The organism is Novosphingobium aquae, from assembly GCF_037572715.1.
In the GTDB taxonomy this organism is placed as follows: Bacteria; Pseudomonadota; Alphaproteobacteria; order Sphingomonadales; family Sphingomonadaceae; genus Novosphingobium; species Novosphingobium aquae.
In genome coordinates this window covers 362,730-386,644 of the sequence record NZ_JBBHJY010000001.1, presented here as the reverse complement: position 1 = coordinate 386,644, position 23,915 = coordinate 362,730, and the positions used below count along the sequence as shown (strand labels likewise).

The window sequence follows — 23,915 nt, the reverse complement described above, 5'->3', positions numbered from 1 at the left end:
GTTGCTGCAGTCAGGCGCGGGGGGCGCAGACGCAAGCCGAGAAATTTCCACGCAGGCCCATTGCCCGATGAAATGCCGGTTATCAAGCAATCAGTCCCTTCCAGCCCCCGCTTTTCGGTCCCCACTTCTCTGCTTCTGCCTCGGGTTATTTGCCGATGGGCAGGAGCGAAGCGATATCGTTGACGGTCACGAACAGCATCAAGGCAAGCACGAAGGCCAACCCGGTGCGGAACGCCCATTCCTGGCCCTTGGCATCGACTGGCCGGCGGCGCACGGCCTCGGCTGCGTAGAATGCCAGGTGCCCACCATCGAGGGTCGGAATTGGCAAGAGGTTGATGAATGCCAAGTTAATCGAGATCAGCGCGATGAACCAGACGAAATTATCGAACCCGAGCGAGAGGTGCTCGCCCGAATATTTCGCAATTTTCAGCGGTCCGCCTAGCTCCTTGACCGAGCGTTCGCCGGTGACGATCTGGACAATGCCTGTGACCATCATCCGCATGATGCCATAGCACTGGCCGACCGACATCGTGGCCGCTTCGATCGGTCCGACCTTCTCGATCTTGCCGTAAGCAATGCCAATCTGGCCGTAGGTTGCCTTCACGCCCTTTTCATTGGTGCCGGGGACGCTGCCGACGGTCACGGGCAGCATCTTCTCGGTCTCGCCGCGCAGGACCGAAACGGTGATCTTCTCCCCCGGCCGCGTCATGATGAGGTCGCGCACCTGACGGAAGCTAGTGACCCGCGTATCGTTGATCGCGAGGATGCGGTCGTTCGCTTCGATACCGGCCTTTTCCGCCGGCGATCCGGGAACGACCAGCCGAACATTCGGGCTGGCAAAATCGAGTCCCAGGTCGGCGATGCGACCTTCGTTGCCGAATTGGTCCTTAACGGTCTGCGAGGCGAGCTTGACGGGAACCGTCAGCGTGCGGCCTTCGCGCTCGATACCCAGTTCAACCGTCCGCCCAGGATAGGGCAGCACGTGTTCGGCAATTTCCGTGGCCGATACGATTTCATTGCCATCGACCGACACGATGCGGTCGCGCAGCTGAACGCCGGCATTTCGCGCGTCGGACTTCGCCGCAAAGCCCGTCACTTCGGGCACCTCGACTGCCTTGCCCTGGATCGCATTGAAGGCGAAGAATATGGCAAAGGCGACGATCAGGTTGGCCACCGGCCCGGCCAGCACGATCAGCGAGCGCTTCCAGATCGGCTGCGTGGCAAAGGCGTGATCGCGCTCCTCAACCGACATATGCGCGATCTTGTCGTCATCGGCCTGGCTGACCGCATTTCCGTCGCCGGCAAACTGGACATAGCCGCCCAGCGGCACGGCGGCGATCCGCCAATGGGTGCCGCGCTTGTCAGTGCGGCCCCAGATTTCCTTGCCGAAGCCGATCGAAAAAACATCGCTCTTCACGCCCAGCCAGCGGGCTACGAGGTAGTGCCCAAGCTCGTGCAGGACGACCAACGGACCGATGAGGAGCAGGAAACCAAGGATGGCCTGCAGAAAAGTGGGTAATCCGAACAAGTCAGGCAGGCTCCAGCAGCTGCGTGGCGAGCGCCCGCGCCTCGGCATCTACGGCAATCACATCCGCAAGGGAAGCAGGCGCAGGTGGGGCGAAGCGGTCCATCAGCTTCTCCACCTCTACGGCGATGCGGGTGAACGGCAGCTTACCGGAAAGGAAAGCGGCCACGGCCACTTCATTCGCGGCGTTAAACACGGCCGGCATGGCCCCGCCCGCCTCTGCCGTCTGCCGGGCGAGCCGGGTGGCGGGAAACCGGACCTCGTCGGGCGCGCGGAAGGTCAGTTCGCCAATCGCAGCAAGGTCGAGCGGCTCGCAGGGCGTGTCCATCCGCGACGGCCAGGCAAGGCATGAGGCAATCGGCACGCGCATATCGGATGGACCCAGCTGCGCCAGCGTCGAGCCATCGCGGTATTCAACCATCGAATGGATGATCGACTGCGGATGGACGATGATCCGCATCCTATCCAGCCCGACCGGGAACAGGTGATGCGCCTCGATCAGCTCGAGGCCCTTGTTGAACATGGTCGCGCTGTCGACGCTGATCTTCGCGCCCATGTCCCAGTTGGGGTGCTTGACCGCCTGCGCCGGCGTGGCGGTGGACAATTGTTCAAGCGTCCAGTCGCGGAACGGCCCACCGCTCGCGGTCAGCGTGATGACGCGCACTTGCGCCGGATCGTTACCGGCAAGGCACTGGAAGATCGCATTGTGCTCGCTGTCCATCGGCAGCAGCGTGGTGCCGTGGCGTGCAACGGCGCTCATCATCACGTCGCCAGCGGAAACGAGCGCTTCCTTGTTGGCGAGCGCGACCGTGCGTCCCTGTTCAATCGCGGCCATAGTCGGGGCAAGCCCTGCGCAGCCGACGATCGCAGCAACGGTCATATCCGCCGGGCGGCTGACAGCCTCAATTAAGGCCCCTGCCCCACCCGCCGCTTCAATGCCACTGTCAGACAGGGCGTCGCGTAGTTCGGGCAGGCAGCTCTCATCGGCGACAACTGCGATCTTTGCGCCAAATTCCAGCGCCAGCCGCGCCAGTTCTGCCGCCTGGCAATTGGCGGTCAGCGCAACGACCTGCCACTTCTCCCGATCACGCCGGATGAGATCGAGCGTCGATGCGCCGATCGAGCCAGTCGCCCCGAGGATGGAGATCGTGCGAGTCATCAATTGAGCCCGAGAAGTCCGGCACCAGCAACAAGGATGCCGCCGACGAAAACGACCGCCAGCAGGCCATCCACCCGGTCGAACAGGCCGCCGTGGCCGGGGATCAATTTGCCCGAATCCTTTACCCCGGCGCGGCGTTTCATCCAGCTTTCGAAGAAGTCACCGGCTTGGGCGACCACGGCAGTGAAGCAGCCAAAGAATACAGCCTCGCTCCACGCAGGCTGAGGGCCAGCCCCTGAGGCCTCGTACTGGAAGGCCATCAGCCCGGCAAAAGCCAAGGTCGCGCCGACCATGCCACCCAGCAGGCCGGCCCATGTCTTGGAAGGGCTGATCGACGGCGCAATCTTTGGTCCGCCAATCGTGCGCCCAGCGAAATAGGCGCCGACATCGGTGGCGATAACGGCAAGGATGACCGAAACCGAGGCGATCATCGGAAAGAACTCGCTGCGCAGGAACAGCAGCATGGCCGTGGCAAAGCCAATATAGACGATGCCGCTGATGTTCCACAGCGTCTGCTGCATCGGCGTGGCAGCAAAACCCCTCACCAACCCGCGCCATTCCCACAGTACGCCGCTGGCGATAGCGCCAACGAACAGAGCCCAGAGCCAGCCGCCGAGCCACAGCGCCAAGCCGGCAACGGTGACCATGACCACGGCCGAGGCGGTACGGACCGGAAGGTCGCTATTTTTACCGTCCGCCATAACGCCGCTCCCTGTCAGCAAATTTCTCCAGCGCATCGGCGAGATGCGCCGGCGTGAAATCGGGCCACAGCGTGTCCACGAACATCATTTCGGCATAGGCCGCCTGCCACAGCAGGAAGTTCGACAGGCGCACTTCGCCAGACGTGCGGATCAGCAGGTCGAGTGGCGGCATTCCGGACGTATCAAGCTCAACCTCAATCGCCTCGGGCGTGATCGCGCCTTTAGCGGCCGCCTTGGTCGCCGCGCGGGCAATTTCGTCCTGCGCGCCATAGTTCAGCGCAACGGCGAGCGTGGTGCCAGTGTTTTCCGCCGTGCGCGCCAGCGCTTTCTCAATTAGTTCGACAACATCCGCAGGAAATGCCTTGTAATCGCCGATGATTTTCAGCCGGACATTGTTCGCGCCGAATTCATCGAGGTCGGCGATGATGAAGGCCTTCATCAGCCCCATCAAAGCGCCGATCTCGTCCTCGGACCTTTTCCAGTTCTCGGTCGAAAAGGCATAAAGCGTCAGCGCCTCGAGACCGAGGTCCTTCGCGGCGCGTACGATCTTACGCACGGCCTCGACGCCCTTCTTGTGGCCCATGGCGCGCGGCAACATGCGCTTTTTCGCCCAGCGCCCGTTGCCGTCCATGATGATCGCGACGTGTTTCGCGGCGGTCATTGCGCCGATCCCTGCCCAGCTCCAGCCAGCCGGCGGATCACTTGCCGAGGATTTCCTTTTCCTTCGCCGCAGCGGCCTCGTCGGCTGCCTTGATCGCTTCGTCGGTAATCTTCTGGACTTCGGTTTCCGAACGCTTGCGATCGTCTTCCGAGATTTCCTTCTTGGCTTCGTCCGCCTTCAGGTTTTCCATGCCATCACGGCGCACGTTGCGGATCGCGATGCGGGCCTTTTCGGCATATTGCCCGGCAAGCTTGGCCAGTTCCTTGCGGCGATCCTCGGTCAGGTCGGGTATCGGCAGGCGCAGCGTGTTGCCGTCATTGATCGGGTTAAGACCGAGCCCGGCCGAACGGATCGCCTTCTCAACGGGAGTGACGTTCGACTTGTCCCACACCTGCACTGTCAGCATGCGCGGCTCGGGCGCCGAGACCGAAGCCACCTGGTTGAGCGGCATCTGGCTGCCATAGACGTCGACCGTGATCGGATCGAGCAGCGTGGTGTTGGCGCGGCCCGTGCGCAGGCCGGCGAGATCGTGCTTGAGCGATTCCACCGCACCGGTCATGCGGCGTTCGAGGTCTGCCTTGTCATATTTAGCCATGGAATCAGCCCTTTCTTACGATGGTTTGCGTGCCTTCACCGGCGAGAACCTTGGCAAGGTTGCCCTTCTCGCGGATCGAAAAGACGACGATGGGAATGCTATTGTCACGGCACAGCGCAACGGCGCTGGCATCCATGACCTTGAGATTATGTGCCAGAACCGTGTCGTAATCGACTGAATCATAACGAATTGCGTCGGGATTCGTCTTTGGATCGCTGTCATAAATGCCGTCGACCGAAGTGCCCTTGAACAGGGCGTCGCACTGCATTTCCGCCGCACGCAGGGCCGCGCCGCTGTCCGTGGTGAAATAGGGAGCACCAACGCCGGCTGCGAAGATCACCACACGGCCCTTTTCAAGGTGGCGTTCGGCGCGGCGGCGGATCACCGGTTCGCAGACCTTGTCCATCTCGATCGCGGACTGCACGCGGGTCTGCACACCGATCTGTTCCAGTGCGTTCTGCATGGCGAGCGCGTTCATCACCGTTGCCAGCATGCCCATGTAGTCAGCCTGAGCCCGGTCCATGCCCTTGGCAGCGCCAGCCATGCCGCGAAAGATGTTGCCGCCGCCGATGACGAGGCAGATCTCCAGCCCGGTTTCCTTGGCCGCCTTCACTTCCTTCGCCAGTTCGGCGACGAATTCAGGATCGATGCCGAACTGCTGGTTGCCCATCAGCACCTCACCCGAAAGCTTCAGCAGGACGCGCTTATATTTGCCATTGGCCATGCGATGGTGATTCCGGTTCCGAACGAGTGGGGCGGCGTTACCGCCTAGGCAGGGGAAGGTAAATAGCAACGGGGCCCGGAGCACAACGCCCCGAGCCCCGTCAAATTGCCGATAGGCAGTGTAATTAAAGGCCAGCCGCCGCCGCGACTTCCGCGGCGAAATCGCTGACTTCCTTTTCGATGCCTTCGCCGAGCTGGAAGCGGACATAGTCCTTCAGCACGATCTTGGTGCCAGCAGCCTTGCCGGCAGCTTCGACAACCTGGGCAACCGGGGTCTTGTTGTCCATCACAAAGACCTGGCTGAGCAGGGCGTTTTCCTTGGCATACTTGGAAACTGCGCCATCGACCATCTTGGCCTGCACTTCAGCGGGCTTGCCCGATTCAGCGGCCTTTTCGGCAGCGATCTTGCGTTCGCGGGCGATCAGTTCAGGATCAAGGTCGTCTGCGTTCAGCGCCAGCGGGAAAGCCGCGGCGATGTGCATGGCGATCTGCTTGCCAAGCGGCTCGAGAACGTCGGCACCGGCTTCCGATTCGAGCGCAACGAGCACGCCGATCTTGCCGAGCAGCGGCGCCGCAGCATTGTGCATATAGGGCACGACAACGCCGTTCGAAACCGAAACGGTCTTCATGCGGCGCACCTGCTGGTTTTCACCGATGGTGGCAACGTTGTTGGTCAGCGTGTCGGATACCGTGCCGCCGCCCGGATAGGCAGCAGACTTGAGCGCTTCGACGTCGTCCGATGCAGCGCCGAGCGCGACTTCGGTGGTCTTGCGCACGAAGTCCTGGAACTGTTCGTTCTTGGCAACGAAGTCGGTTTCCGAGTTCACTTCAACGGCAACGCCCTTGGTGCCCGAAACGGCGACGCCGACAAGGCCCTCGGCCGCGGTGCGGCTGGACTTCTTGGCAACGGCGGCAAGGCCCTTGGCGCGCAGCAGGTCAACTGCGGCTTCCATGTCACCCGACGTATCGTCGAGTGCCTTCTTGCAATCCATCATGCCGGCGCCAGTGCGCTCGCGCAGGTTCTTCACGTCAGTGGCGGTATAGGCCATGTGACTAGTCCTCTTGAAATTGGAACGCGGCGGCCGGGCCCTTAAGCCCGGCGCGCTACAATTTGATGTCTAAACCGATCGCCCTTTGATCAGACTTCGGGCGATCAGGCGTCGGCTGCGGGTGCTTCCACAGCCGCTGCTTCCTCAGCCACGGCTTCGTCAGCCGGAACCGAAACCACGGCTTCTTCAACCGGAGCCACTTCCAGCGCGCCGATGTCGACGCCCGAATCGACAACCGCTTCGCGGTTGCCCTTCTTGGCAGCGGCAGCAACGGCTTCGCAGTAGAGGCGGATTGCGCGGCTGGCGTCGTCGTTCGCCGGGATCGGGAACGCAATGCCATCGGGCGAGACGTTCGAATCGAGGATGGCGACGACCGGGATACCCAGAACGTTGGCTTCCTTGATGGCGAGCTCTTCCTTGTTGGCGTCGATCACGAACATGACGTCCGGAATGCCGCCCATGTCGCGGATGCCGCCGAGCGAAAGCTCAAGCTTGTCGCGCAGACGGGTCATCTGCAGGACTTCCTTCTTGGTGAAGCCCGAGGTGTCGCCCGAAAGCTGCTCTTCCATCGACTTCAGGCGCTTGATCGAGCCCGAGATGGTCTTCCAGTTGGTGAGCATGCCGCCCAGCCAACGGTGGTTGACGAAGTGCTGACCCGAAGCGCGTGCGGCCTGGGCGATCGGCTCCTGCGCCTGGCGCTTGGTGCCGACGAACAGGACCTTGCCGCCTGCGCGGACAGTGCCATCGATGAAGTCGAGCGCGCGGGCCATGAGCGGCACGGTCTGCGACAGGTCGAGAATGTGAACACCGTTGCGGGCGCCGAAGATGTACGGCTTCATCCGCGGGTTCCAGCGGTGGGTCTGGTGGCCGAAGTGTGCGCCGGCCTCAATCAATTGCTGCATGGAGACGACAGGTGCCGCCATAGGGAATTCCTTTCCGGTTCAACCTCCAGGATGCTGGAACCTGGCGGAAGTCCGAAGACCTGTCCCGCCACGGCACCGGTATGTGTGCATCCCGTGTGGATTTGTCTCAACGCCCCCGGCACCGTGCCGGAATCGTGCGACGCCGGGCCCCTAGACCGGTTTGCCGCAGAAATCCACCCTCAATTCACCGCGATGCGTGAACGGCCTGACGTTAAACCGCCCTGAAAAGAAGGTAACCCGGGAACTCCCGGATTTCTTGGGGTTTGATTAGGCATACGATGGCCAGCGACTCGCCGACGAGGCGGGAAAACTGGAGGCAAATTGGAACTGATATAGCGGGGGCTGAAATAGCGGGGGCGCAATGCGAGGACGCAATAATGACTGTGCTGCCCACCCTGATCGCCCTGTGCCTGATCGTCACCTGCACCCTGTTCATTGCCGTCACGGTGCAACGCGCCCTTACCTGCACCGCCATCTTGCGCCGTGACCTGCGAGCAGGTGGCCCATTCCATGTGATCCGTTATTCGATCAGCGAGCCCGGATGGCCGCTGCCCTCGCCGCTGCCCAATCTGCGCAAGGGTGCAGAGCGTGCGCCGCGCCCGGTAACCAAGCGTAACGCCCCACCTCAACACGACAGCGCCGAAGCAGCGTGACTTTAAAATGATACGTAAAGCCTGAGCAGCTGCCATCGCGAGCGGCTACGCACTTTTCCCTTGACGATTAGAACAAATCATGAACATATGATCACAACACACGGAAAACCGCCGATCTCGAAACTCTGAATTGAAGGTTATCCACACGGTTTCAACAGTCTCGTCACAGGGTGACACACAGGCAAGAGGGGAAGTCAAATGACCATGCAACTGATGATCACCGCGCTGTTTTCGATCGCTGAAATCTTTGCACTGGGCGTCATTACCGCCAGCCTGCGCAGCGTGCTGCCGCGGCTGAGCGAACTGCGTCACGCGGCAGAGCATGGCTCGCCGCAGCATGTCATCAACTGGCGGGTGATAACGATCGACGTGATCCGCGCACCGGCGCAGGTCAGCGTACTGCCAGTCAGGGCAAAGGCGCTGCCGGCTCGTTCGCCTGCATGGCGCGCCGCCGCTTGACGCGGGCATAGGCGAAGACGCCATAAGGCAGGGTTGCGAGGTAAATCACGCAGATCCCGATCAGGGTCCACCAAGGCTCGGTCAGCAGAGCCACTCCGGCAAGGCCGAAGACCAGCACCAGCCACAGGCGGATGCCGCGGCGCGGACGCAGTTTGCTCCAGCTGAGCGTGGCGACACTGGAAATCAGCAGGAAGGCCACGGCGACAAGCCACAGGCCAACAAATACGGGCGCACGCAGTTCTTCCCAGCCGGTGACGAACCAGACGAACATCGGCAGCATGGCCAGCCCGGCCCCGACAGGCGCAGGCACGCCGGTCAGGAAGCCGGCAGACTTGTGCGGCTGATCCTCAACATCGATGCGGGCGTTGAAACGGGCGAGCCGCAAAGCGCAGCTGATTGCGAAGACAAGGCTGGCGAACCAACCAAGGCGCGGCAGATCCTGCAGCGACCAGAGGAAAAGAATGAATGCAGGAGCGACGCCGAACGAGACATTGTCCGCTAGGCTGTCCAGCTCGGCCCCAAAACGCGACTGACCCTTGAGCAGCCGCGCCACGCGGCCGTCAATGCCGTCAAGGAAGCCGGCCAGCAAAATGGTCAAGGCCGCCTTTTCGAACTCCCCGGTGGTGGCGAAACGGATGCCGGTCAGTCCGAAGCCCAGTGCCGATACGGTAATTGCATTGGGAATCAGGGTTCGCACGGTCAGGCCCTGGGGCAAGCGCACAAGCTTGTCCCGGCCGTGCGGCGCGTTCACTGGCGGCGACCTTCGATAAGCGGCTGGTCGCCAAGCTGCGCGAGAACGGTTTCACCGGCGATGGTCTTCTGGCCGATCAGCACGACCGGTTCCGTACCTTCAGGCAGGAACACATCCACGCGGCTGCCAAAGCGGATCAGGCCGACTCGTCCGCCCGAAACCACCGGATCGCCCGGCTTGAGGAACGGAACGATACGGCGGGCGACAAGGCCAGCGATCTGCGTGAAACCGATCGCCACGCCGTCACCGCGCTCAACCAGCCAGTGCTGTCGCTCGTTCTCGTCACTGGCCTTGTCGAGGTCGGCATTGAGGAAGCGGCCGGGAATATAGGCTACGCGGCGCACCGTGCCGCTGATCGGCGAGCGGTTGATGTGAACGTCGAACACGCTCATGAAAATTGAAATCCGGGTCAGCGGTGCATCGCCCAGACCCGGCGAGGTGCCATCGCCGTTGGCCAGTTCGGCTGGCGGTGCCACCTTCTTGATCAGGGTGATCAGGCCATCTGCCGGCGCAACGATCAGATTGTCGCCCTGCGGCGTCACGCGCGGTGGATCGCGGAAGAAGGCAAGGATGCCGAGCACCAAAACGGCAAGCGGCCAGGCGATGGTTTCCCAGGCCATCAGTGCCGCACCAAGCGAGGCGGCGCCGGCGATCAGCGCGAATTTGCGCCCTTCAGGGTGAACGCTGGGCCATTGCCAAGATGCTTCGCCGCGGCCGCGATTGTCAGTCAGATTTGCAGGCATAGCAGAGCATCTAGGCGCTGGCGGCCCGCCTGCCAAGGTCTAGCCATCTATTCGCCCCGCAAAAAGGCCGCGGGGGGCATCGAGCAATCCGGCCGGGCAACAGGTGCCCGGATCACAAGCCGTCATGATTCCCCCCGCGCCAAGTCGCTGCAGCATCCCCCAAAAAGGTTTGGGAAAGGACGTTGCTGCCTGTCGGCAGGCCGGGCCGCAATGGCCGTACCATCAGCTCTTTGCTTCTGGTACCCCGCCCTCATAGCCAAGTTAAATGACGTTAAAAATCGCATAAATGCGGGGACTTCAATTTCGAACCTCAGGCCCGGACTGGGCACGGAAAACCGGCTTAACGTGTGCCCGAAACCGGGAACGTGCCAAAAGCGCCATTGGTATTATCGCCCGTCATCTGCCCATCCCGCACGGTTACGTCATAGGTTACCGCGATCGGGAACGGCAGCGAGGCGCGCCCTTCCAGTTTGGCGCGGCCATTCTCCACCTTGCCTGTCAGGTCGACTGATCCTTGCGAAGCCGTGGCCTTGCCGGTGAGCGCATTGCCATTGGCAGCGATGTCGAGAACGGCTTCCTGCGGCCCCGCGGAGGTCTGGATGACGATCTTCCACTTGCCGACGAAGTCCGCTGGCTTGGCCGCAGAGGCCGCCTGCGCCTTTGCCCGGTCGGCCAGCGCTTTGCGCTCCGCGGGCACCTGAAGGGCGCGGGTGCGCAGGAAGAAGCGGATGGTTTCGAGGTCATCGTCGCTCACTTGCGGGAACGGCGGCATGCCATTGAGCTTGAGCGCCCCGCCCTTGACCACGGCCTTGAACGTTGCCGCATCGGTGATGACCGGCGAATGGCGCAGATCCGGCGCTGCGCCGGAAGCAACCGCGTTCCAGCCATGGCAGACGAGGCAGGCATTCATGCCGAACTTCATCGCTCCCGCCTGCGCAAGCGCCGCATTTGGCTTGTAATCGGGATCTGCGGGCGGCTGCGGTTCGGTATAGGCGAACGGCGGAATGGCATCCGTGCCGCCGATTGCAAAGGTCAGCACCCGGCGCGGCAGGCGGTAATCGGTGCGCAGCGCGGCATTGCCGAGCGACTGCATGCCCGCCCCCTGCCCGCCAGCACCAGTGATCACCGTGATGTATTGCTTGCCATTCATGCGGTAGGAAATCGGCGCGCCGACAATCGGGCTTTCGGTCTGGAAAGACCAGACTTCCTTGCCGGTCATGGCGTCATAAGCCACGAACTTGCCGTCCATCCGACCCTGGAAAACTAGGCCGCCCGAGGTTGTCATCACGCCTGCTGGCCATGAACCGGGCAGATCGACCCGCCACCGTTCCTTCTGAGCGACCGGATCCCAAGCCTTGAGGTAGCTCTTGTGGCCGCCGGGCAAGTCAACTTCGGGAATCAGCGTCGTACCCATCCCACCGCCAAGTTCGCCACCGCCGGCCTGTCCCTCACCGATCATGGCGCCCATGTCCTGCACCGGAACATAGACCAGTCCGGTCTTCGGGCTGTAGGCCTGCGGCATCCAGCTATGCGCGCCGGTTGGCCCGGGCCACATCTCGAACAAGCCGGGCTTGCCGTTATAGCGGATGCCGGGGCTTTCGACCGGACGGCCGGTGGCGAAATCGATCTTTTCGGCCCAGGTCACCTTGGCGATTTTGCCCGGCTCGTTGATCAGCTTGCCAGTCTGCCGGTCGATCACATAGAAAAAGCCGTTCTTCGGCGCCTGCATCAGCACCTTGCGCGGGCTTCCATCAACCGGGATGGTCGCCAGCGTCATGTCAGTCGTTGCCGTGCAGTCCCACTGTTCGGCAGGGCAGAGCTGATAATGCCAGACATATTCGCCGGTATCGGCCTTCACTGCGACGATCGAGGAGAGGAACAGGTTGTCCCCGCCCTCAGGATTGCGCAGCTTCTGGTTATAGGGGAATCCGTTGCCGAGACCGAGGTAGATCAGCCCAAGTTCGCTGTCATAGGAAAAGGCGTTCCACGCCGTACCGCCGCCGCCGCGACGGCTGCCGTCGGGCTTTTTCCAACCGCCCGGCCACGACTTCGCCATGAGATCGTTGGCCTTGGCGCCGCCCGCGTTCGGCTCATCACCCGGAACCGAATAGAAGCGCCAGATCTGCTTGCCGGTCTTCTCGTCATAGGCCGTGACAAAGCCGCGCGCGGCGCTGATATCCGCCCCGCCAAAGCCGACAATCACTTTGCCGCCGAAGACGCGCGGGGTGCCGTTGTACTGGCGCGGCGCTCCATCTGCAGGCGCGTCCTGCACCTTCCACGCTTCCTTGCCGGTCGCCGCATCCAGCGAAACGACGAAACCGTCGGTGGTCACGAGGAAAACGTGGCCGTTCGAATAGGCAATGCCCTTGCTGCCCCAGCCCAGCCCCATCGAACTGGTCGCGCGTTCGCGCGTGCCGCCATCATATTCCCACAATAGCTTACCGGAAACGGCATCAAGCGCGCGGATGTGCGAGTGGCCGGTGGTGAGGAATACTTTCCCTTCGGCCATCAACGGTGTGCTCGCCGAGTAGCCGGATTCAAGGTCATAATGCCAGGCGAGCTTCAGATCGGCAACATTGCCGGTGTCGATCTCGTCGAGCGGGGAATAATGCGCCTCGCTGCCCGTGCGGCCCCAGCTGGGCCACTCATCCGGGTTAGCGATCATCATGTCTTCGATCGGGTTGGCCGGCTTGCTGCACCCGGAAAGGGTGGCAATGGCTAGGGCAACCGGCGCCAGCAGCGCCCCGAAACGGCCGATTTTCACGATTTTCATTCCTTCCCTCGAACCCCCGCGCGCACCTGCCGGTCGCGCTTATCGTGCGTACGGGCAGACTTATGGTTCACCATGGCGCATATCGCAAACGACGAATCGCAGCGAACATACTCCATCGCCGCGACGGAGATGGGTCATCGTGCCCCAAAAGGGCGGTGTCATGCATGCATGAATGAAAGGCGGTGGGTGGACAGGGCTGGATTGAACTGCGCTTCGCTGCGGTCGTCTCCGCACCTACAGAGCTCCGACTCCAAACCAGCTTCGGACCTGCGGCCCGATACGCTGGTTCACCTCGGTCAGCGCTAACGATGGGTCCCGGGGTGCCATTGAAGGCGGCTCGGTGGTGGACAGGGCTGGACTACTCATCTCTCAGCGATTCAAAACCTTGGCTGTGGCGAACCCGTGAATCTGTTTCACGGAGTTCTGCGCTTCTCCGAGCCAGTTGGCGAACCTTTTCCACCCCCATCGATCACCGTCGCCCTCCCCCTGACCGGCCGGGGAGATCAAAGCCGGCTGCCTAGACAGCTGCCCACCCCATTCATGCGCGCTTGCGCTCGCAAAGGACCACCGTTTTCAAGGGACAGGCATAGTGCGAAAAGCGCATTACCTTTATTACATTGGCGGATTTCTGCGGGTTTCGAGCATTACCTTTTCATTACCTCGGCATTACCATGTTATGTCTTAGTAAGATGAATTGTTCATTTTATAAAACCTATATAATTCAAAGAGGTAATGTGGGGCGCTCAAAAAGGTAATGCCGGGTAATGTCGGAGACATTACATTTTTATATCATTATTTCAGGTGGTTAAACGACATATCGCACCGATGTAATAAAGGTAATGCCATTCCGCACACTGCCCCCCCCCGCCAGCCTGTAGGCTCACGGGAAACCGCGCCTCTCGCCCACTATGTCAACCGCGCACGGTGCTGCGCTAAACGGCAGCCTTTAGCGGCATGCCGGCACACCTAGGTGCTGGGCACCTGACCGCCCGCACAGCCGGCCACCGATCTGCGCAAAATATAGGTATGAAAGCCGAGGGCGTGGCGTGGGGGACAGCGCGGCGCGCAGGGCATAGATAAACACTTCCCCCCAGAGCCTACCCACCTCTATGCTGTCGATATGACCCCGCATGAATTCGTCGCCAAATGGCGCCAGGTTGACGTTAAGGAGCGGACAGGCTCTCACAGCCACTTCCTTGATCTTTGCCGTCTTCTGGAGATCGATGAACCTACCGCCGCTGATCCCAAGGGCGAATGGTTTACCTTCGAAAAGGGCGTCAAGAAGACCGGCGGCGGGGACGGCTGGGCCGACGTATGGCGTAAGGGCTGCTTCGCGTGGGAATACAAAGGGCCGCGCAAGGACCTCGACAAGGCGTTCTCCCAGCTCCTGCAATACTCCGGTGCGCTAGATAGCCCGCCGCTGCTGATCGTGTCCGATATGGATCGCATCCGTATCCACACGAACTGGACTAACACGGTTCAGGAGGTGCACGAGTTCACCCTAGAAGACCTGCTCGACGGGCAATCGCGCGAAAAGCTGAAGCGCGCCTTTACTGACCCTGAGGATTTCAAGCCGACCAAGACCCGGCAAGCGCTGACCGAGGAGACCGCGCGCGAATTTGCCGGCCTTGCCCAGCGCCTTCGCGATCGTGGGCACGAGGCCCACCAGGTTGCCCACTTCGTCAACCAGCTGGTCTTCTGTATGTTCGCCGAAGACGTTGGCCTGCTGCCCGATAACCTGTTCACAAAGATGCTGGACCTGTGCCGCAGCGACCCGGCAAGCTTTGCCGAGCATTGCGGCACGCTTTTCGGGGCGATGTCGCAGCCGCACGGCAAGGTGGGCTTCCAGCGGATTGACTGGTTCAACGGCGGGCTGTTTCAGGACGACCATGCCCTGCCCGTCACGCGCGACGATGTGGAAGACCTTTTCCGCGCCGCCCAGCGTGACTGGTCGCAGATTGATCCTTCAATCCTTGGCACCCTGTTTGAACGCGGGCTGGACCCGGCCAAGCGCAGCCAGCTTGGCGCGCACTATACCGACCGCGAGAAGATCATGATGATCGTCCAGCCGGTTATCATCGACCCGCTCGAGGCCGAATGGGCCGAAACAAAAGCTCTGATTGAAGTCCAAATGGCAAAGGTTGAAGTGGCCCGCGCGCGGACACCTGAAAAGCAGAGTGAAGCAAAAAAGGTCTATGCGGCCGCGCGCAGGGCCGAAGAGACGGCCTATAAGGAAGCACAACGCCTCAGGAACCAATTCCTTGTGAGGCTTAAGGAGTTCCGCGTTCTCGATCCGGCATGTGGGTCGGGAAATTTCCTGTATGTTGCACTCAAGGCGCTGAAGGACATTGAGCACAAGGCAAACATTGATGCCGAAACACTAGGACTGGACAAGGCCAGCCCAGCAGTTGGCCCGGAATGCGTGCTGGGGATCGAACTGAACCCCTATGCCGCCGAACTGGCGCGGGTTTCTGTGTGGATCGGCGAAATCCAGTGGATGCGCCGCAATGGCTTTGATGCGGCGAAGAACCCGATTTTGCGGAATCTCGATACGATTGAGAACCGAGACGCTGTGCTGGACGAAGCGACCGGCGAGCGCGCGAAATGGCCCCAGGCGGACGTCGTAGTTGGGAACCCGCCGTTTCTCGGCAACAAGAAGATGATTACCGAACTGGGCGAGGACTACACAAAGGCGCTCCGCAAAGCGTGGCCGCAAGTGCCGGGTGGGGTGGATTTGGTCTGCTATTGGTTTGCTGGAGCATGGGACCGGATGTTGGCTGGAAAGTTGCGCGGCGCCGGTCTGGTTTCTACTAACTCTATCCGGGGAGGCGCTAACCGCGAAGTGCTTAAACCGATCGTAGAGCACGGCCGAATTTTCGAAGCATGGAGCGATGAGGGCTGGACAGTTGATGGTGCAGCTGTGCGGGTTTCTTTGGTTTGCTTTGATATGAAGCGCGGCGGACATGTCATTTTAAATGGTAGCGAGATCACACAAATCCCGCCGGACTTGGCAAATCATAAGTCCGGTGTCGATTTGACCTACGCGATGGGCCTCAGGTCCAATCAATCCCTATCATTTATGGGTGTAACTAAATCTGGCCCTTTCGATATTTCGGGCGACGAAGCGCGTTCATTGTTATGTCGTCGGGGGAATCCGAACGGCCGGCCAAACAGTGATGTTGTCAAGCGGTCTGCTAACGGAATTGAAGTTGTGCGCCGGCCAACAGATCGATGGATTTTGGACTTTGGTCCAAACTCGGATTTGCAAACCGCATCCCTGTATGAAGGCCCGTTCGAGCTTGCGCTTGAGCAGGTTTACCCCGCGCGCCAACAAAGCAAAACTGAGAAAAATCGAGAATGGTGGTGGCGTTATGAGCGTCCGCGACCCGAGATGTATGCAGCACTGGAGCCGATTGATCGCTACGTTGGAACCGCGATGGTCGCCAAGCATCGGATATTCATCTGGCTTCACAAACAGATTCTTCCAGAGAATTTGGTCATTGTAATCGCCCGCGATGATGACACTACCTTCGGCATCCTCCATTCGCGCTTCCACGAACTGTGGTCTCTGCGCATGGGCACCTCGCTGGAAGATCGCCCCCGCTACACACCCTCCACCACCTTCGAAACCTTTCCCTTCCCCGAGGGCCTGACCCCGAACATCCCCGCCGCCGACTATGCCGGCGATACTCGTGCGCAAGCCATCGCCGTTGCCGCCGCGCGGCTGAACGAGCTGCGCGAGAACTGGCTCAACCCGGCGGACCTTGTCGTGCGCGAGCCCGAGGTCGTCCCCGGCTATCCCGTCCGCATCCTCCCCAAGGACGAAGCGGCGGCAAAGGAACTGGCCAAGCGCACCCTCACCAACCTCTACAACGCCCGCCCCGCATGGCTGGACCACGCCCACCGCGCGCTCGATGAAGCGGTGGCCGAAGCCTACGGCTGGGGCGACGATTTCCGTGCCGGATTGTTGACCGACGACGAAATTCTCGCCCGTCTGTTCCGGCTCAACCAGGAGCGGGCCATAAACGATTGAGCGTTGTGTTTCGCGGTTGCCCACCGGACGGCACAACGCCCTCGTCACTCTACGAGCGACACTAGATTACCGGATTATCGCGCTCCCTCTGTGATGATCAGCTCGGCTGCGACCTTGGCTTTGTCTGTGCCGCCAACGGTGTAGAGCACCTCTGCCTCGTGCTGGGTGAAGCCCGCGAAAATCCTTCGCACATCCGGGTGGTCATTGAGCGACAGGATGAAGCGCCCGGCGATGCTGCGCAGCTGCTCGGCCAAGGCCTCGAACTCGCCGCGATCAAACATGCCCGGCCCATAGTCCCGCTCGCAGCCGTAGTATGGCGGATCGAGGTAGAACAGCGTCCCCGCCCTGTCATAGCGGGCGATGAACTCGCTCCACGGCAGCCGCTCGATCACCACCCCGGCCAGCCGTTCGTGCACCGCCTCGATCATCGGCGCGAGCTTGGTGATATCAAATCGCGCGGGCGCAGCAGCATTCACACCGAAGTGCCGGCCATTCACCTTCCCGCCAAAGGCCAGACGCTGGAGGTAAAGGAACCGCGCCGACCGCTGCAAATCGGTGAGGGTCGATGGATCCTGTCGCACCAGCTTCTCGAACCCGGCCCGGCTCGAAACCTGAAACCGCACCATGTCGAGGAACGCCACGTAATGGTGCTGCATCACCCGGAAAAAGGTGGAGACATCCTCCGACCAGTCATTGATCACTTCGGCAGTAGGCTTGTGATCGCGGCGAAAGAACACGCCGCCCATGCCAACGAAGACCTCGGCATAGGTCCGGTGCGGCACCTCGCCGATCATGCCGACCAGGCGCTTGGCCAGCATGCGCTTTCCACCGATGTACGGCGCAAGAGGCCGCACCGTGGCAACGGGCTCAAGCGAGAAACTGCTGTTATTGGGATTCGACAACATCGCATTTGTTCCATAAATGTTCCGGCGCCGAGTCGGCAGGCGGATTGGCCCCATGGCGGGACCGGTTGGGACAAGATGAGCGCTGTTCATCGGGGCCGGGCGTTGCCGCGCCCGGTCCCCCGCCTTACCCGGCGGGGGCTGGGTCTCGGTCGATCAGGCCGCGCCCGCGCCCAGCATCGGCACATAGGGCCGGTACTGAACCACGGGCAGGCCGGCATGCTGGTTGATCTGCAACATGCGCGACTGGATCGGCTCGATTTCGTTTTGGAAGAAGACATCGTTGGCACTGCGGATGTCGCCGAAGCCGCCGTTGTTCTGGGGGATGATGCCCAGCAGCTGGGGCGGCGTCCGGTGCGCGGCAAGGAGGTCATCGCGGGTCACGTTCTTGATCCCGGCGAATTCGTCTTTCGCCGCCACTTCGGCGATCGGCATGATCTGCACCCCGTCCTTCTTGCCGTTCGGGGCATGGATGAACAGGTTCTTGAAGTTCCCCACGCCTTTGGCTGCAGCCAGCTTGTCGCGGATCGCCTTGGCATCGGTTTCGTTGATCGAGCCTTCGGAAAGGTAGAAAACGAAGCCGGCGTGCGCGCCGTTGATGTAATAGCGGCGGCGGAAAAGGGTGGCGCTCTCGTTCAGCAGGCCTGAATTCAGCGCCGCCAGCCATGCGGGCACGCCGTAAATCTCCTGCTCGACGTCCGGTTCCATCACGTGGCACATCGTCCCGGCTGCGAATTCGTGCTGCCCGGTGATCGATCCGCCAAACACGTCCGGCCGCACCCAGAAATAGCGGCCTGCCGTCACCCCCACGCGCGTGTGCAGTGCCGGACTGTGGCGATAGCGCAGCACCCGCCCGCCCATGTTCGGTACCGCTTCGGCAAAGAAATTACCCATCTGCATGAAGTCCAGCGCCAGCCGGTCATGAGTATCGGCATCCAGCCACCGCGAAGGCACGAAATGGCGGCGTAGCAGGTTCAATTTGAACCGGATTGCGCTGGCATGGTGCGCACTCATCCGGAAAGACTTGGCCAGGCCGACGAAGGAAACCGGCGGCTCGTACCAGTCGGCATTGCGCCAGATCCCTTCGAAGTATCCCCAGGCCGAACGGCCATCGATCACGCTGACGTCATCGCCAAAGGCAAAGACCTCGATCGAGGATCCTGCATCGTTGCTCGCCACTGCCGGCACCGTCTCACTCATTCGAAGAACTCCACGCTGGATGTCGACTGGCCCGCCTCGCTGGCGTCCAGGGGTTCGTTGATCAGGGCGTTAAGCAGCGCCCAGGCAATATCGGCATGGCCGTGCGCGGCGGTCCGACCAGAGGCGTAAGTCACCTGCCGCCCGCCCTTGGTCAGGCCGGGCCGGATCGCCATCAGCGCGCTGGAAACGTCATGCCACCCGGCATCGTATTCGAAGCGGCCCCGGCGCATCACGTTCTGGCCCTTCATGACCAGCGCCGCCTTGGTCGAAACGCTGTAATCGATCCGGCGCGCGGCCATGAACCACTTGCAGACCAGCTCCCACACCGCCTGCCCTGCACCGCTGGTGTCGATGCCGATGTCCGCGACGTTGTATTTGGTGGTCTGCCGCTTGATCGCATCGGCCTGCGCCTCGAAGTCCATGCCTTTCAGGCCGATCTTCTCGAGCAGGCGGAACTTGCCGCCCACCTTTTCCGGTGGGGCGACGATCGCCAGCGCCGCACCGTCACGCCCGCCCTTGTCCGGATCGTAACCGATCCACACCGGCTTGCTGCCGAACGGGCGCTGCTCGGCCGGCTTGAAATCTTTCCAGCGATAGAAGCTGTCGACCCGGCAGGGATTGAGCATGGCAAACGGAAAGCAGCTCGCCGTGTCGTCGATTTCCTCGCACTCGAACAGGTTGCGGAATTCGTCCTCGCTGTACTGCTGGCGCAGCTCGGCTTCGTCGAGAAACTTGCCCATACCGCCGGCGATCGCCTGCTGGATGGTGACCATGTGCTGCCAGCTGCCGTCCGGCATATACCGGCCCTTCGCCAGGGCGGCGGCAGAAACGTCGAAATCGCGCTGGTCTTCGCGCTTGCGGCCTTCGTTCCACTCATCACCATTCCAGAACGGGAAGGCTTCATGCGTGACCGTGCTGGCCGATGAGAAATAGGTGCGCTTGTAGATCGTGTGCGTGGCCATGGCGCTGGCCACCCGCTTCAGGTCGCGGAACCCCGGGATCCAGAAGAATTCGTCGCAATAGAAATCGCCATGCTCGCCCTGCGCGGTGGCCTTGCTGGTCGAAAGGAAGTGTAGCTCGATCGGCTCGTGGCCCTCGCCCATGTCGATCAGCATGGGGGCATCCTGAAGCCCGCCGACAAGGTTTACGCCGGTGATCTTGCGCACCCAGGCAACGATGTAGCGGCGGAAGATCAGCGCCTGCCGCTTCGATGCCGAAAGGAAGATCTGGTTGCGCGGCTCGCCGGCAAGGCTGCTCTCCCGGCCCTTCATCATCGCTTCGCGGGCGAAGTACCAGGTGGCACCGATCTGGCGCGATTTCTTGATCTTGCGCTGGCGGTCCTCGCGGTGTTCCCACCACAGCTTCTGGTGATCGAACAGGTTGTCGTGGAAGTCCTTTTCCAGCGCCTCCCACTGTTCCTCGGTCAAGAAATTCCGGCGCTTTTCCTTCACCGTCGCAGCGCGTTTTTCCTTGGCCTCATCGGAATTCCGGTTGCGCAGATTGGGGTTCAGATCGCTCTCCGATCCACCTCCGCGATAGCGTTCCACCCGCGCCGTCTTCTCCAGCTGCCGGCCCAGCAGATCGATTTCCTTGAAGTCCTTGCCGGTCTTGTCGTCCTTGGCGATCAGCATGCACAGCCGCGCCTCGATAGCATCGTTGACCTTCACGTGGCTGGGCGCCGCATCCCATTTTCCGCGGTTCTTCCAGCTGGCCACGGTGTTCGGGCTCAGCCCCAGCTCCTCGGCAATCTGGGTGACAGACCATCCCCGCCAGTACAGCGAGCGCGCCGCGCGCCGTGCCTCGAACGGCACGGGCGGCGAAACTGCGCTGCTGTTGACGGTGGGCGTGGCCATGGCCTGCGAATGTCACAGACCCCGGCCTCCCGGATGGCCCCTGCTCCGTTGCCGCGCCGGTTACGGTGCGCGCGCCTTGTCAGAGGCCGGTCTGATGGGGCGTTTCGGGCACAACAGCCCATCCGGTTTTGCCCGGTCCTGTCCTGGAGATCACGATGAAGACCAAGCCCTTCCTGCTCGCCACCGCCGGCACCACTGTCGATGGCCGCTCGATCGATGACAAGATGCTGCAGGAAATGGCCTCCAGCTACAACCCGAAGACCTATGGTGCCCGGCTCAATATCGAGCACATCCGTGGGATCTCCGGCGACAAGCCGTTCCGCGCCTATGGCGACGTGCTCGAACTCTCCACCGCTGAAGTCGAGGTTGATTTCAACGGCAAGAAGGAAAAGCGCCTCGGTCTGTACGGTGTCTTCGATGTCACCGATGATGCGAAGAAGCTGAATGAGGCCAAGCAGAAGGTCTATCCCTCGATCGAGATCGAGGCAAACTTCGCGGGCAAGGGCTACGCCTACCTCATGGGCTGCGCGCTGACTGACAGCCCCGCCTCGGTCGCCACCGATCGCCTGGCCTTCAACCGCGTCCTGCCCGGCACCATCGCCCTCACCGGCAGCGAAGCGGCAGAGCTGGAGCCGGAGGCCGAAGAACCAACGGTCGAAGCCGCCGCCACCGAAGTGAAGGGCTTCTTCTCGAAGCTCACCGAACTGCTCACTGGCGTGACGCCCAAGGTCGAAACCCCGCCAGCCCACCCGGCGGGCAATACCGATCTGGCCGCTTTCGCAGTCGAATTCGGCAAGGTCGGCGATGTCCTCGCCAAGGCGCTTGAAGACCAGTCCGCCGCCTTCACCGCTCAGCTCGGCAAGGTCACTGCCGATTTCAAGGCGCTGAACGACAAGGTCGAAGCCACCACCAACCCCAATCACCACAGCCGTCCGCCGGCCGATGGCCAGACCGGCCAGAACACACGCGCGGAATTCTGACCCCAGCCTTTAGCCGCGCGCCGTCCAACATCGCCAAGGATCAAACCCATGCATCCCAAGACAAGCCTGCTCTTCACCACCTATCTGAGCACCATCGCGCAGCTCAACGGGGTGGCGAACACCACCCGAACCTTCGCGGTCGCGCCGGTGATCGAACAGAAGCTCGAAGAGAAGCTCAAGGAATCGATCGAGTTCCTTGGCCAGATCAGCATCCAGAACGTCACCCAGCAGAGCGGGCAGACCCTCGGCATTGAATCGTCGCGTCCCATTGCGAGCCGCACGAACACTTCGGGCAATGTCCGCCGCCACCCGACCGATCCGACCGACAACGGCGAGACCAACTCCTACAATTGCCTCCAGACCAATTTCGACTGGTCGCGCCGCTACGACAAGCTCGATGCATGGCGGCACAAGCCGGACTTCGAGCGCCTGGTCGCCATGGCGATCCTCAAGCAGCAGGGCCGTGACATGATTATGGCGGGCTTCAACGGCGTCGAACGCGCGGCAGAAACGGACATCGAAGACAACCCGATGCTCGAAGACCTTGCCGAAGGCTGGCTGTTCAAGATCCGAGATACTGCCCCGGCGCAGGTGATGAACGACGGCGGCCTCACGGTGAAGACCAACGGTACTAATAACGCCGCGCTCAAGGCAATCTACGTCAAGGCCGGCGTCGAACTGTTCGATGGCGCTGCCGCCCACGATGCCGTCGGCGGTTCGGCCCATGCCGTGGCCGATTACTCCTCGCTCGATGCCCTCGTGCTCGATGCCAAGCGGCTCCTGCCCGAATGGCACCGCAACCGCACCGATCTGGTGGTCATCGTCGGTGCCGATCTGGTCGATGACAAGATCTTCTCGATTGCCCAGACCACCGGCACCACCGCCACCGAAGTCGAGGCCACCGATCGCATCCTGCGTTCGACCAAGACCCTTGGCGGTCTGCCCGCGGTGCAGGTGTCGTTCTTCCCGGCCAATGGCCTGCTGATCACCACGCTCAAGAACCTGGCGATCTACCTGCAGGAAGGCACCCGCCGCCGCCGTCTGGTCGATGAACCGGAATACGATCGCGTGGCCAACTACGAATCCGTGAACATGGATTACGTGGTCGAGGATTACGAACTGGTGACCCTGGTCGAAAACATCGTCATCGGCGGCGCGCCTGCCCGCGTAGCACCATAACCCCCGAGAGGCTTTGACGGCGGGACCTGCCATCCGGGGCGGCACCGCAAGAGCCAGATGCAGAGCCGAGCGGCCGGGGATCAGGGTGAGGACATACCTCATCCCCCCGGCCAGAGTCGGCCCCCGCCGCCGGATAGAGCGGGGTTCACTTCACAGAGGAAACCGCACCCATGGCATTCAGCCCCGCCCTCGCCCACCGCCAGCGCGTACTCGCCAGCCAGTCGACCCGTGCCATGCTGGCTGAACATGCCGCCCGCGCCGGTGCCGCGCCGCCGATGCCGTCAGAAGGCCCGGTCGCCAGCGAATACCAGTCGCTGCTCGCACGTCTCCATGAAGACCTCCGCCGTCTCCACGACATCCAGTCGACCGATGCCAAGGTCGCGCTCAAGCGCGATCTGATCAAGGGTTACATGCCGTGGATCGAAGGTGTCCTCACCTCCACGATCGAAGGCGCTGCACCGCAGGACGAAATCGTCGTCACCTGCTTCATCTGGTCGCTCGACATTCGCGAATGGACGCTGGGCCTTGATCTGTTCAACCACATCAACACCCACGGCCTGCAGCTGCCCGAACGCTTCCACCGTAGCCCGCGCGGCGTGCTGCTCAGTGAAATGTCCGATGCTGCCCTGGCCGATCCCGGCTCGGTCCCGCACGATACCCTGCTCGCCATCCGCCCCGGTCCCGACCCGGTGCCTGATGTGAAGGATGAAACCATGGCCCGCGTCCAGCGCGCCATCGGTGAAAGCTGGTCGCTTCAAGCAGATAGCTTCGATCCTTCGACCGAAAGCGCAGCTGCCGGCGGCAAGGCCATGCTGGTCGATGCCGCGCTCGCTGCCCTGCGTGAGGCTATCCGCCTCGATCCGAAAGTTGGCGTGAAAAAGCAGATCGAACAGCTTGAACGCGAAGCAAAAAAGCTGGTGCCTGAAGATCAGCAGAAACCAGCTGTAACCGAATAAGGCTCGCCCCACGGCGCTCGGGGGGGCGGCAAGATGAAGGCGGTTCAGCCCCGTCCCACCTTCATCGAACCTCACCCCCCCGTAAAAATTCAGGGGC

20 protein-coding genes are annotated in these 23,915 nt (G+C 61.8%); 6 read left to right on the top strand and 14 right to left on the bottom strand.

Annotated features, from left to right (window positions below; all coding sequences use genetic code 11):
- Positions 1-145 precede the first annotated feature (145 nt).
- The 8 genes from rseP to rpsB all read right to left on the bottom strand — a co-directional run bounded on the left by rseP (position 146) and on the right by rpsB (position 7,336).
- Complete coding sequence (gene rseP, locus WG900_RS02110) at positions 146-1,528, bottom strand: RIP metalloprotease RseP (RefSeq protein WP_339964317.1); 1,383 nt, start codon at positions 1,526-1,528, stop codon at positions 146-148.
- A 1-nt stretch (position 1,529) separates the two neighbouring features.
- A complete protein-coding gene (locus tag WG900_RS02105; RefSeq protein ID WP_339964316.1) occupies positions 1,530-2,684 on the bottom strand; it encodes a 1-deoxy-D-xylulose-5-phosphate reductoisomerase in 1,155 nt (384 codons plus the stop codon).
- Positions 2,684-3,385 (bottom strand): phosphatidate cytidylyltransferase, encoded by a 702-nt coding sequence (locus tag WG900_RS02100; RefSeq protein ID WP_339964314.1) that lies wholly within the window; start codon positions 3,383-3,385, stop codon positions 2,684-2,686. Before WG900_RS02100 ends, WG900_RS02105 begins: the two co-directional genes overlap by 1 nt.
- Positions 3,372-4,046 carry a polyprenyl diphosphate synthase gene (gene uppS, locus WG900_RS02095; RefSeq protein WP_339964313.1) on the bottom strand — a complete coding sequence of 225 codons (675 nt, stop codon included), beginning with the start codon at positions 4,044-4,046 and terminating at the stop codon, positions 3,372-3,374. Before uppS ends, WG900_RS02100 begins: the two co-directional genes overlap by 14 nt.
- Before the next feature lie 37 nt (positions 4,047-4,083).
- Complete coding sequence (frr, locus tag WG900_RS02090; RefSeq protein WP_339964312.1) at positions 4,084-4,641, bottom strand: ribosome recycling factor; 558 nt, start codon at positions 4,639-4,641, stop codon at positions 4,084-4,086.
- A gap of 4 nt (positions 4,642-4,645) precedes the next feature.
- Positions 4,646-5,365 carry a UMP kinase gene (pyrH, locus tag WG900_RS02085; RefSeq protein WP_339964311.1) on the bottom strand — a complete coding sequence of 240 codons (720 nt, stop codon included), beginning with the start codon at positions 5,363-5,365 and terminating at the stop codon, positions 4,646-4,648.
- Between the two features lie 124 nt (positions 5,366-5,489).
- Positions 5,490-6,413: a translation elongation factor Ts gene (gene tsf, locus WG900_RS02080; protein ID WP_339964309.1), complete on the bottom strand. Its 924-nt coding sequence runs from the start codon at positions 6,411-6,413 to the stop codon at positions 5,490-5,492.
- Between the two features lie 104 nt (positions 6,414-6,517).
- Positions 6,518-7,336 carry a 30S ribosomal protein S2 gene (rpsB, locus tag WG900_RS02075; protein WP_339964307.1) on the bottom strand — a complete coding sequence of 273 codons (819 nt, stop codon included), beginning with the start codon at positions 7,334-7,336 and terminating at the stop codon, positions 6,518-6,520.
- Positions 7,337-7,713: 377 nt separating this feature from the next.
- On the opposite strand from rpsB, the gene WG900_RS02070 reads away from it, so the two are divergent.
- The gene (locus tag WG900_RS02070; RefSeq protein WP_339964305.1) at positions 7,714-7,989 is read left to right on the top strand and encodes a hypothetical protein; all 276 of its coding nucleotides are present in this window, start codon (positions 7,714-7,716) and stop codon (positions 7,987-7,989) included.
- A gap of 198 nt (positions 7,990-8,187) precedes the next feature.
- Positions 8,188-8,448: a hypothetical protein gene (locus WG900_RS02065; protein ID WP_339964303.1), complete on the top strand. Its 261-nt coding sequence runs from the start codon at positions 8,188-8,190 to the stop codon at positions 8,446-8,448.
- Here the strand turns inward: WG900_RS02065 and WG900_RS02060 are convergent.
- The 3 genes from WG900_RS02060 to WG900_RS02050 all read right to left on the bottom strand — a co-directional run bounded on the left by WG900_RS02060 (position 8,396) and on the right by WG900_RS02050 (position 12,715).
- Positions 8,396-9,199: a CDP-alcohol phosphatidyltransferase family protein gene (locus tag WG900_RS02060; protein WP_339964302.1), complete on the bottom strand. Its 804-nt coding sequence runs from the start codon at positions 9,197-9,199 to the stop codon at positions 8,396-8,398. The two genes, WG900_RS02065 and WG900_RS02060, sit on opposite strands and share 53 nt — an antisense overlap.
- The gene (locus WG900_RS02055) at positions 9,196-9,942 is read right to left on the bottom strand and encodes a phosphatidylserine decarboxylase (RefSeq protein WP_339964301.1); all 747 of its coding nucleotides are present in this window, start codon (positions 9,940-9,942) and stop codon (positions 9,196-9,198) included. Before WG900_RS02055 ends, WG900_RS02060 begins: the two co-directional genes overlap by 4 nt.
- A 340-nt stretch (positions 9,943-10,282) precedes the next feature.
- Complete coding sequence (locus WG900_RS02050; protein WP_417596706.1) at positions 10,283-12,715, bottom strand: outer membrane protein assembly factor BamB family protein; 2,433 nt, start codon at positions 12,713-12,715, stop codon at positions 10,283-10,285.
- Positions 12,716-13,835: 1,120 nt separating this feature from the next.
- On the opposite strand from WG900_RS02050, the gene WG900_RS02045 reads away from it, so the two are divergent.
- Entirely contained in the window at positions 13,836-16,748 is a 2,913-nt protein-coding gene (locus WG900_RS02045; protein ID WP_339964299.1) for a class I SAM-dependent DNA methyltransferase, read from the top strand.
- A 74-nt stretch (positions 16,749-16,822) separates the two neighbouring features.
- Here the strand turns inward: WG900_RS02045 and WG900_RS02040 are convergent, their stop codons facing one another.
- The 3 genes from WG900_RS02040 to WG900_RS02030 form a co-directional block, all read right to left on the bottom strand.
- The gene (locus WG900_RS02040; protein ID WP_339964298.1) at positions 16,823-17,653 is read right to left on the bottom strand and encodes a DNA adenine methylase; all 831 of its coding nucleotides are present in this window, start codon (positions 17,651-17,653) and stop codon (positions 16,823-16,825) included.
- Between the two features lie 153 nt (positions 17,654-17,806).
- The gene (locus tag WG900_RS02035) at positions 17,807-18,850 is read right to left on the bottom strand and encodes a phage portal protein (RefSeq protein WP_339964297.1); all 1,044 of its coding nucleotides are present in this window, start codon (positions 18,848-18,850) and stop codon (positions 17,807-17,809) included.
- Complete coding sequence (locus WG900_RS02030) at positions 18,847-20,703, bottom strand: terminase large subunit domain-containing protein (RefSeq protein ID WP_339964296.1); 1,857 nt, start codon at positions 20,701-20,703, stop codon at positions 18,847-18,849. The genes WG900_RS02035 and WG900_RS02030 overlap by 4 nt, the downstream gene beginning before the upstream one ends.
- 155 nt (positions 20,704-20,858) lie before the next feature.
- Here WG900_RS02030 and WG900_RS02025 point away from each other — a divergent pair, with 155 nt between their 5' ends.
- The 3 genes from WG900_RS02025 to gpM all read left to right on the top strand — a co-directional run bounded on the left by WG900_RS02025 (position 20,859) and on the right by gpM (position 23,818).
- Positions 20,859-21,683, top strand: a complete 825-nt coding sequence (locus tag WG900_RS02025; protein ID WP_339964295.1) for a GPO family capsid scaffolding protein — start codon at positions 20,859-20,861, stop codon at positions 21,681-21,683.
- Positions 21,684-21,731: 48 nt separating this feature from the next.
- Positions 21,732-22,862 carry a phage major capsid protein, P2 family gene (locus WG900_RS02020; RefSeq protein ID WP_339964294.1) on the top strand — a complete coding sequence of 377 codons (1,131 nt, stop codon included), beginning with the start codon at positions 21,732-21,734 and terminating at the stop codon, positions 22,860-22,862.
- Positions 22,863-23,032: 170 nt separating this feature from the next.
- Positions 23,033-23,818, top strand: coding sequence for a phage terminase small subunit (gpM, locus tag WG900_RS02015; protein ID WP_339964293.1), 786 nt, complete (start codon positions 23,033-23,035; stop codon positions 23,816-23,818).
- Positions 23,819-23,915: the final 97 nt, after the last annotated feature.

Bases quoted from the DNA above. Each gene is read 5' to 3' on its own strand.
- WG900_RS02020 (WP_339964294.1), top strand. From the start codon at position 21,732: ATGCATCCCAAGACAAGCCTGCTCTTCACCACCTATCTGAGCACCATC.
- tsf (WP_339964309.1), bottom strand. From the start codon at position 6,413: ATGGCCTATACCGCCACTGACGTGAAGAACCTGCGCGAGCGCACTGGC.
- frr (WP_339964312.1), bottom strand. From the start codon at position 4,641: ATGGCTAAATATGACAAGGCAGACCTCGAACGCCGCATGACCGGTGCG.
- WG900_RS02055 (WP_339964301.1), bottom strand. From the start codon at position 9,942: ATGCCTGCAAATCTGACTGACAATCGCGGCCGCGGCGAAGCATCTTGG.
- rpsB (WP_339964307.1), bottom strand. From the start codon at position 7,336: ATGGCGGCACCTGTCGTCTCCATGCAGCAATTGATTGAGGCCGGCGCA.
- uppS (WP_339964313.1), bottom strand. From the start codon at position 4,046: ATGACCGCCGCGAAACACGTCGCGATCATCATGGACGGCAACGGGCGC.
- WG900_RS02045 (WP_339964299.1), top strand. From the start codon at position 13,836: ATGACCCCGCATGAATTCGTCGCCAAATGGCGCCAGGTTGACGTTAAG.
- gpM (WP_339964293.1), top strand. From the start codon at position 23,033: ATGGCATTCAGCCCCGCCCTCGCCCACCGCCAGCGCGTACTCGCCAGC.
- WG900_RS02035 (WP_339964297.1), bottom strand. From the start codon at position 18,850: ATGAGTGAGACGGTGCCGGCAGTGGCGAGCAACGATGCAGGATCCTCG.
- WG900_RS02025 (WP_339964295.1), top strand. From the start codon at position 20,859: ATGAAGACCAAGCCCTTCCTGCTCGCCACCGCCGGCACCACTGTCGAT.
- WG900_RS02065 (WP_339964303.1), top strand. From the start codon at position 8,188: ATGACCATGCAACTGATGATCACCGCGCTGTTTTCGATCGCTGAAATC.
- WG900_RS02030 (WP_339964296.1), bottom strand. From the start codon at position 20,703: ATGGCCACGCCCACCGTCAACAGCAGCGCAGTTTCGCCGCCCGTGCCG.
- WG900_RS02105 (WP_339964316.1), bottom strand. From the start codon at position 2,684: ATGACTCGCACGATCTCCATCCTCGGGGCGACTGGCTCGATCGGCGCA.
- WG900_RS02040 (WP_339964298.1), bottom strand. From the start codon at position 17,653: ATGTTGTCGAATCCCAATAACAGCAGTTTCTCGCTTGAGCCCGTTGCC.
- pyrH (WP_339964311.1), bottom strand. From the start codon at position 5,365: ATGGCCAATGGCAAATATAAGCGCGTCCTGCTGAAGCTTTCGGGTGAG.
- WG900_RS02070 (WP_339964305.1), top strand. From the start codon at position 7,714: ATGACTGTGCTGCCCACCCTGATCGCCCTGTGCCTGATCGTCACCTGC.
- WG900_RS02050 (WP_417596706.1), bottom strand. From the start codon at position 12,715: ATGAAAATCGTGAAAATCGGCCGTTTCGGGGCGCTGCTGGCGCCGGTT.
- WG900_RS02100 (WP_339964314.1), bottom strand. From the start codon at position 3,385: ATGGCGGACGGTAAAAATAGCGACCTTCCGGTCCGTACCGCCTCGGCC.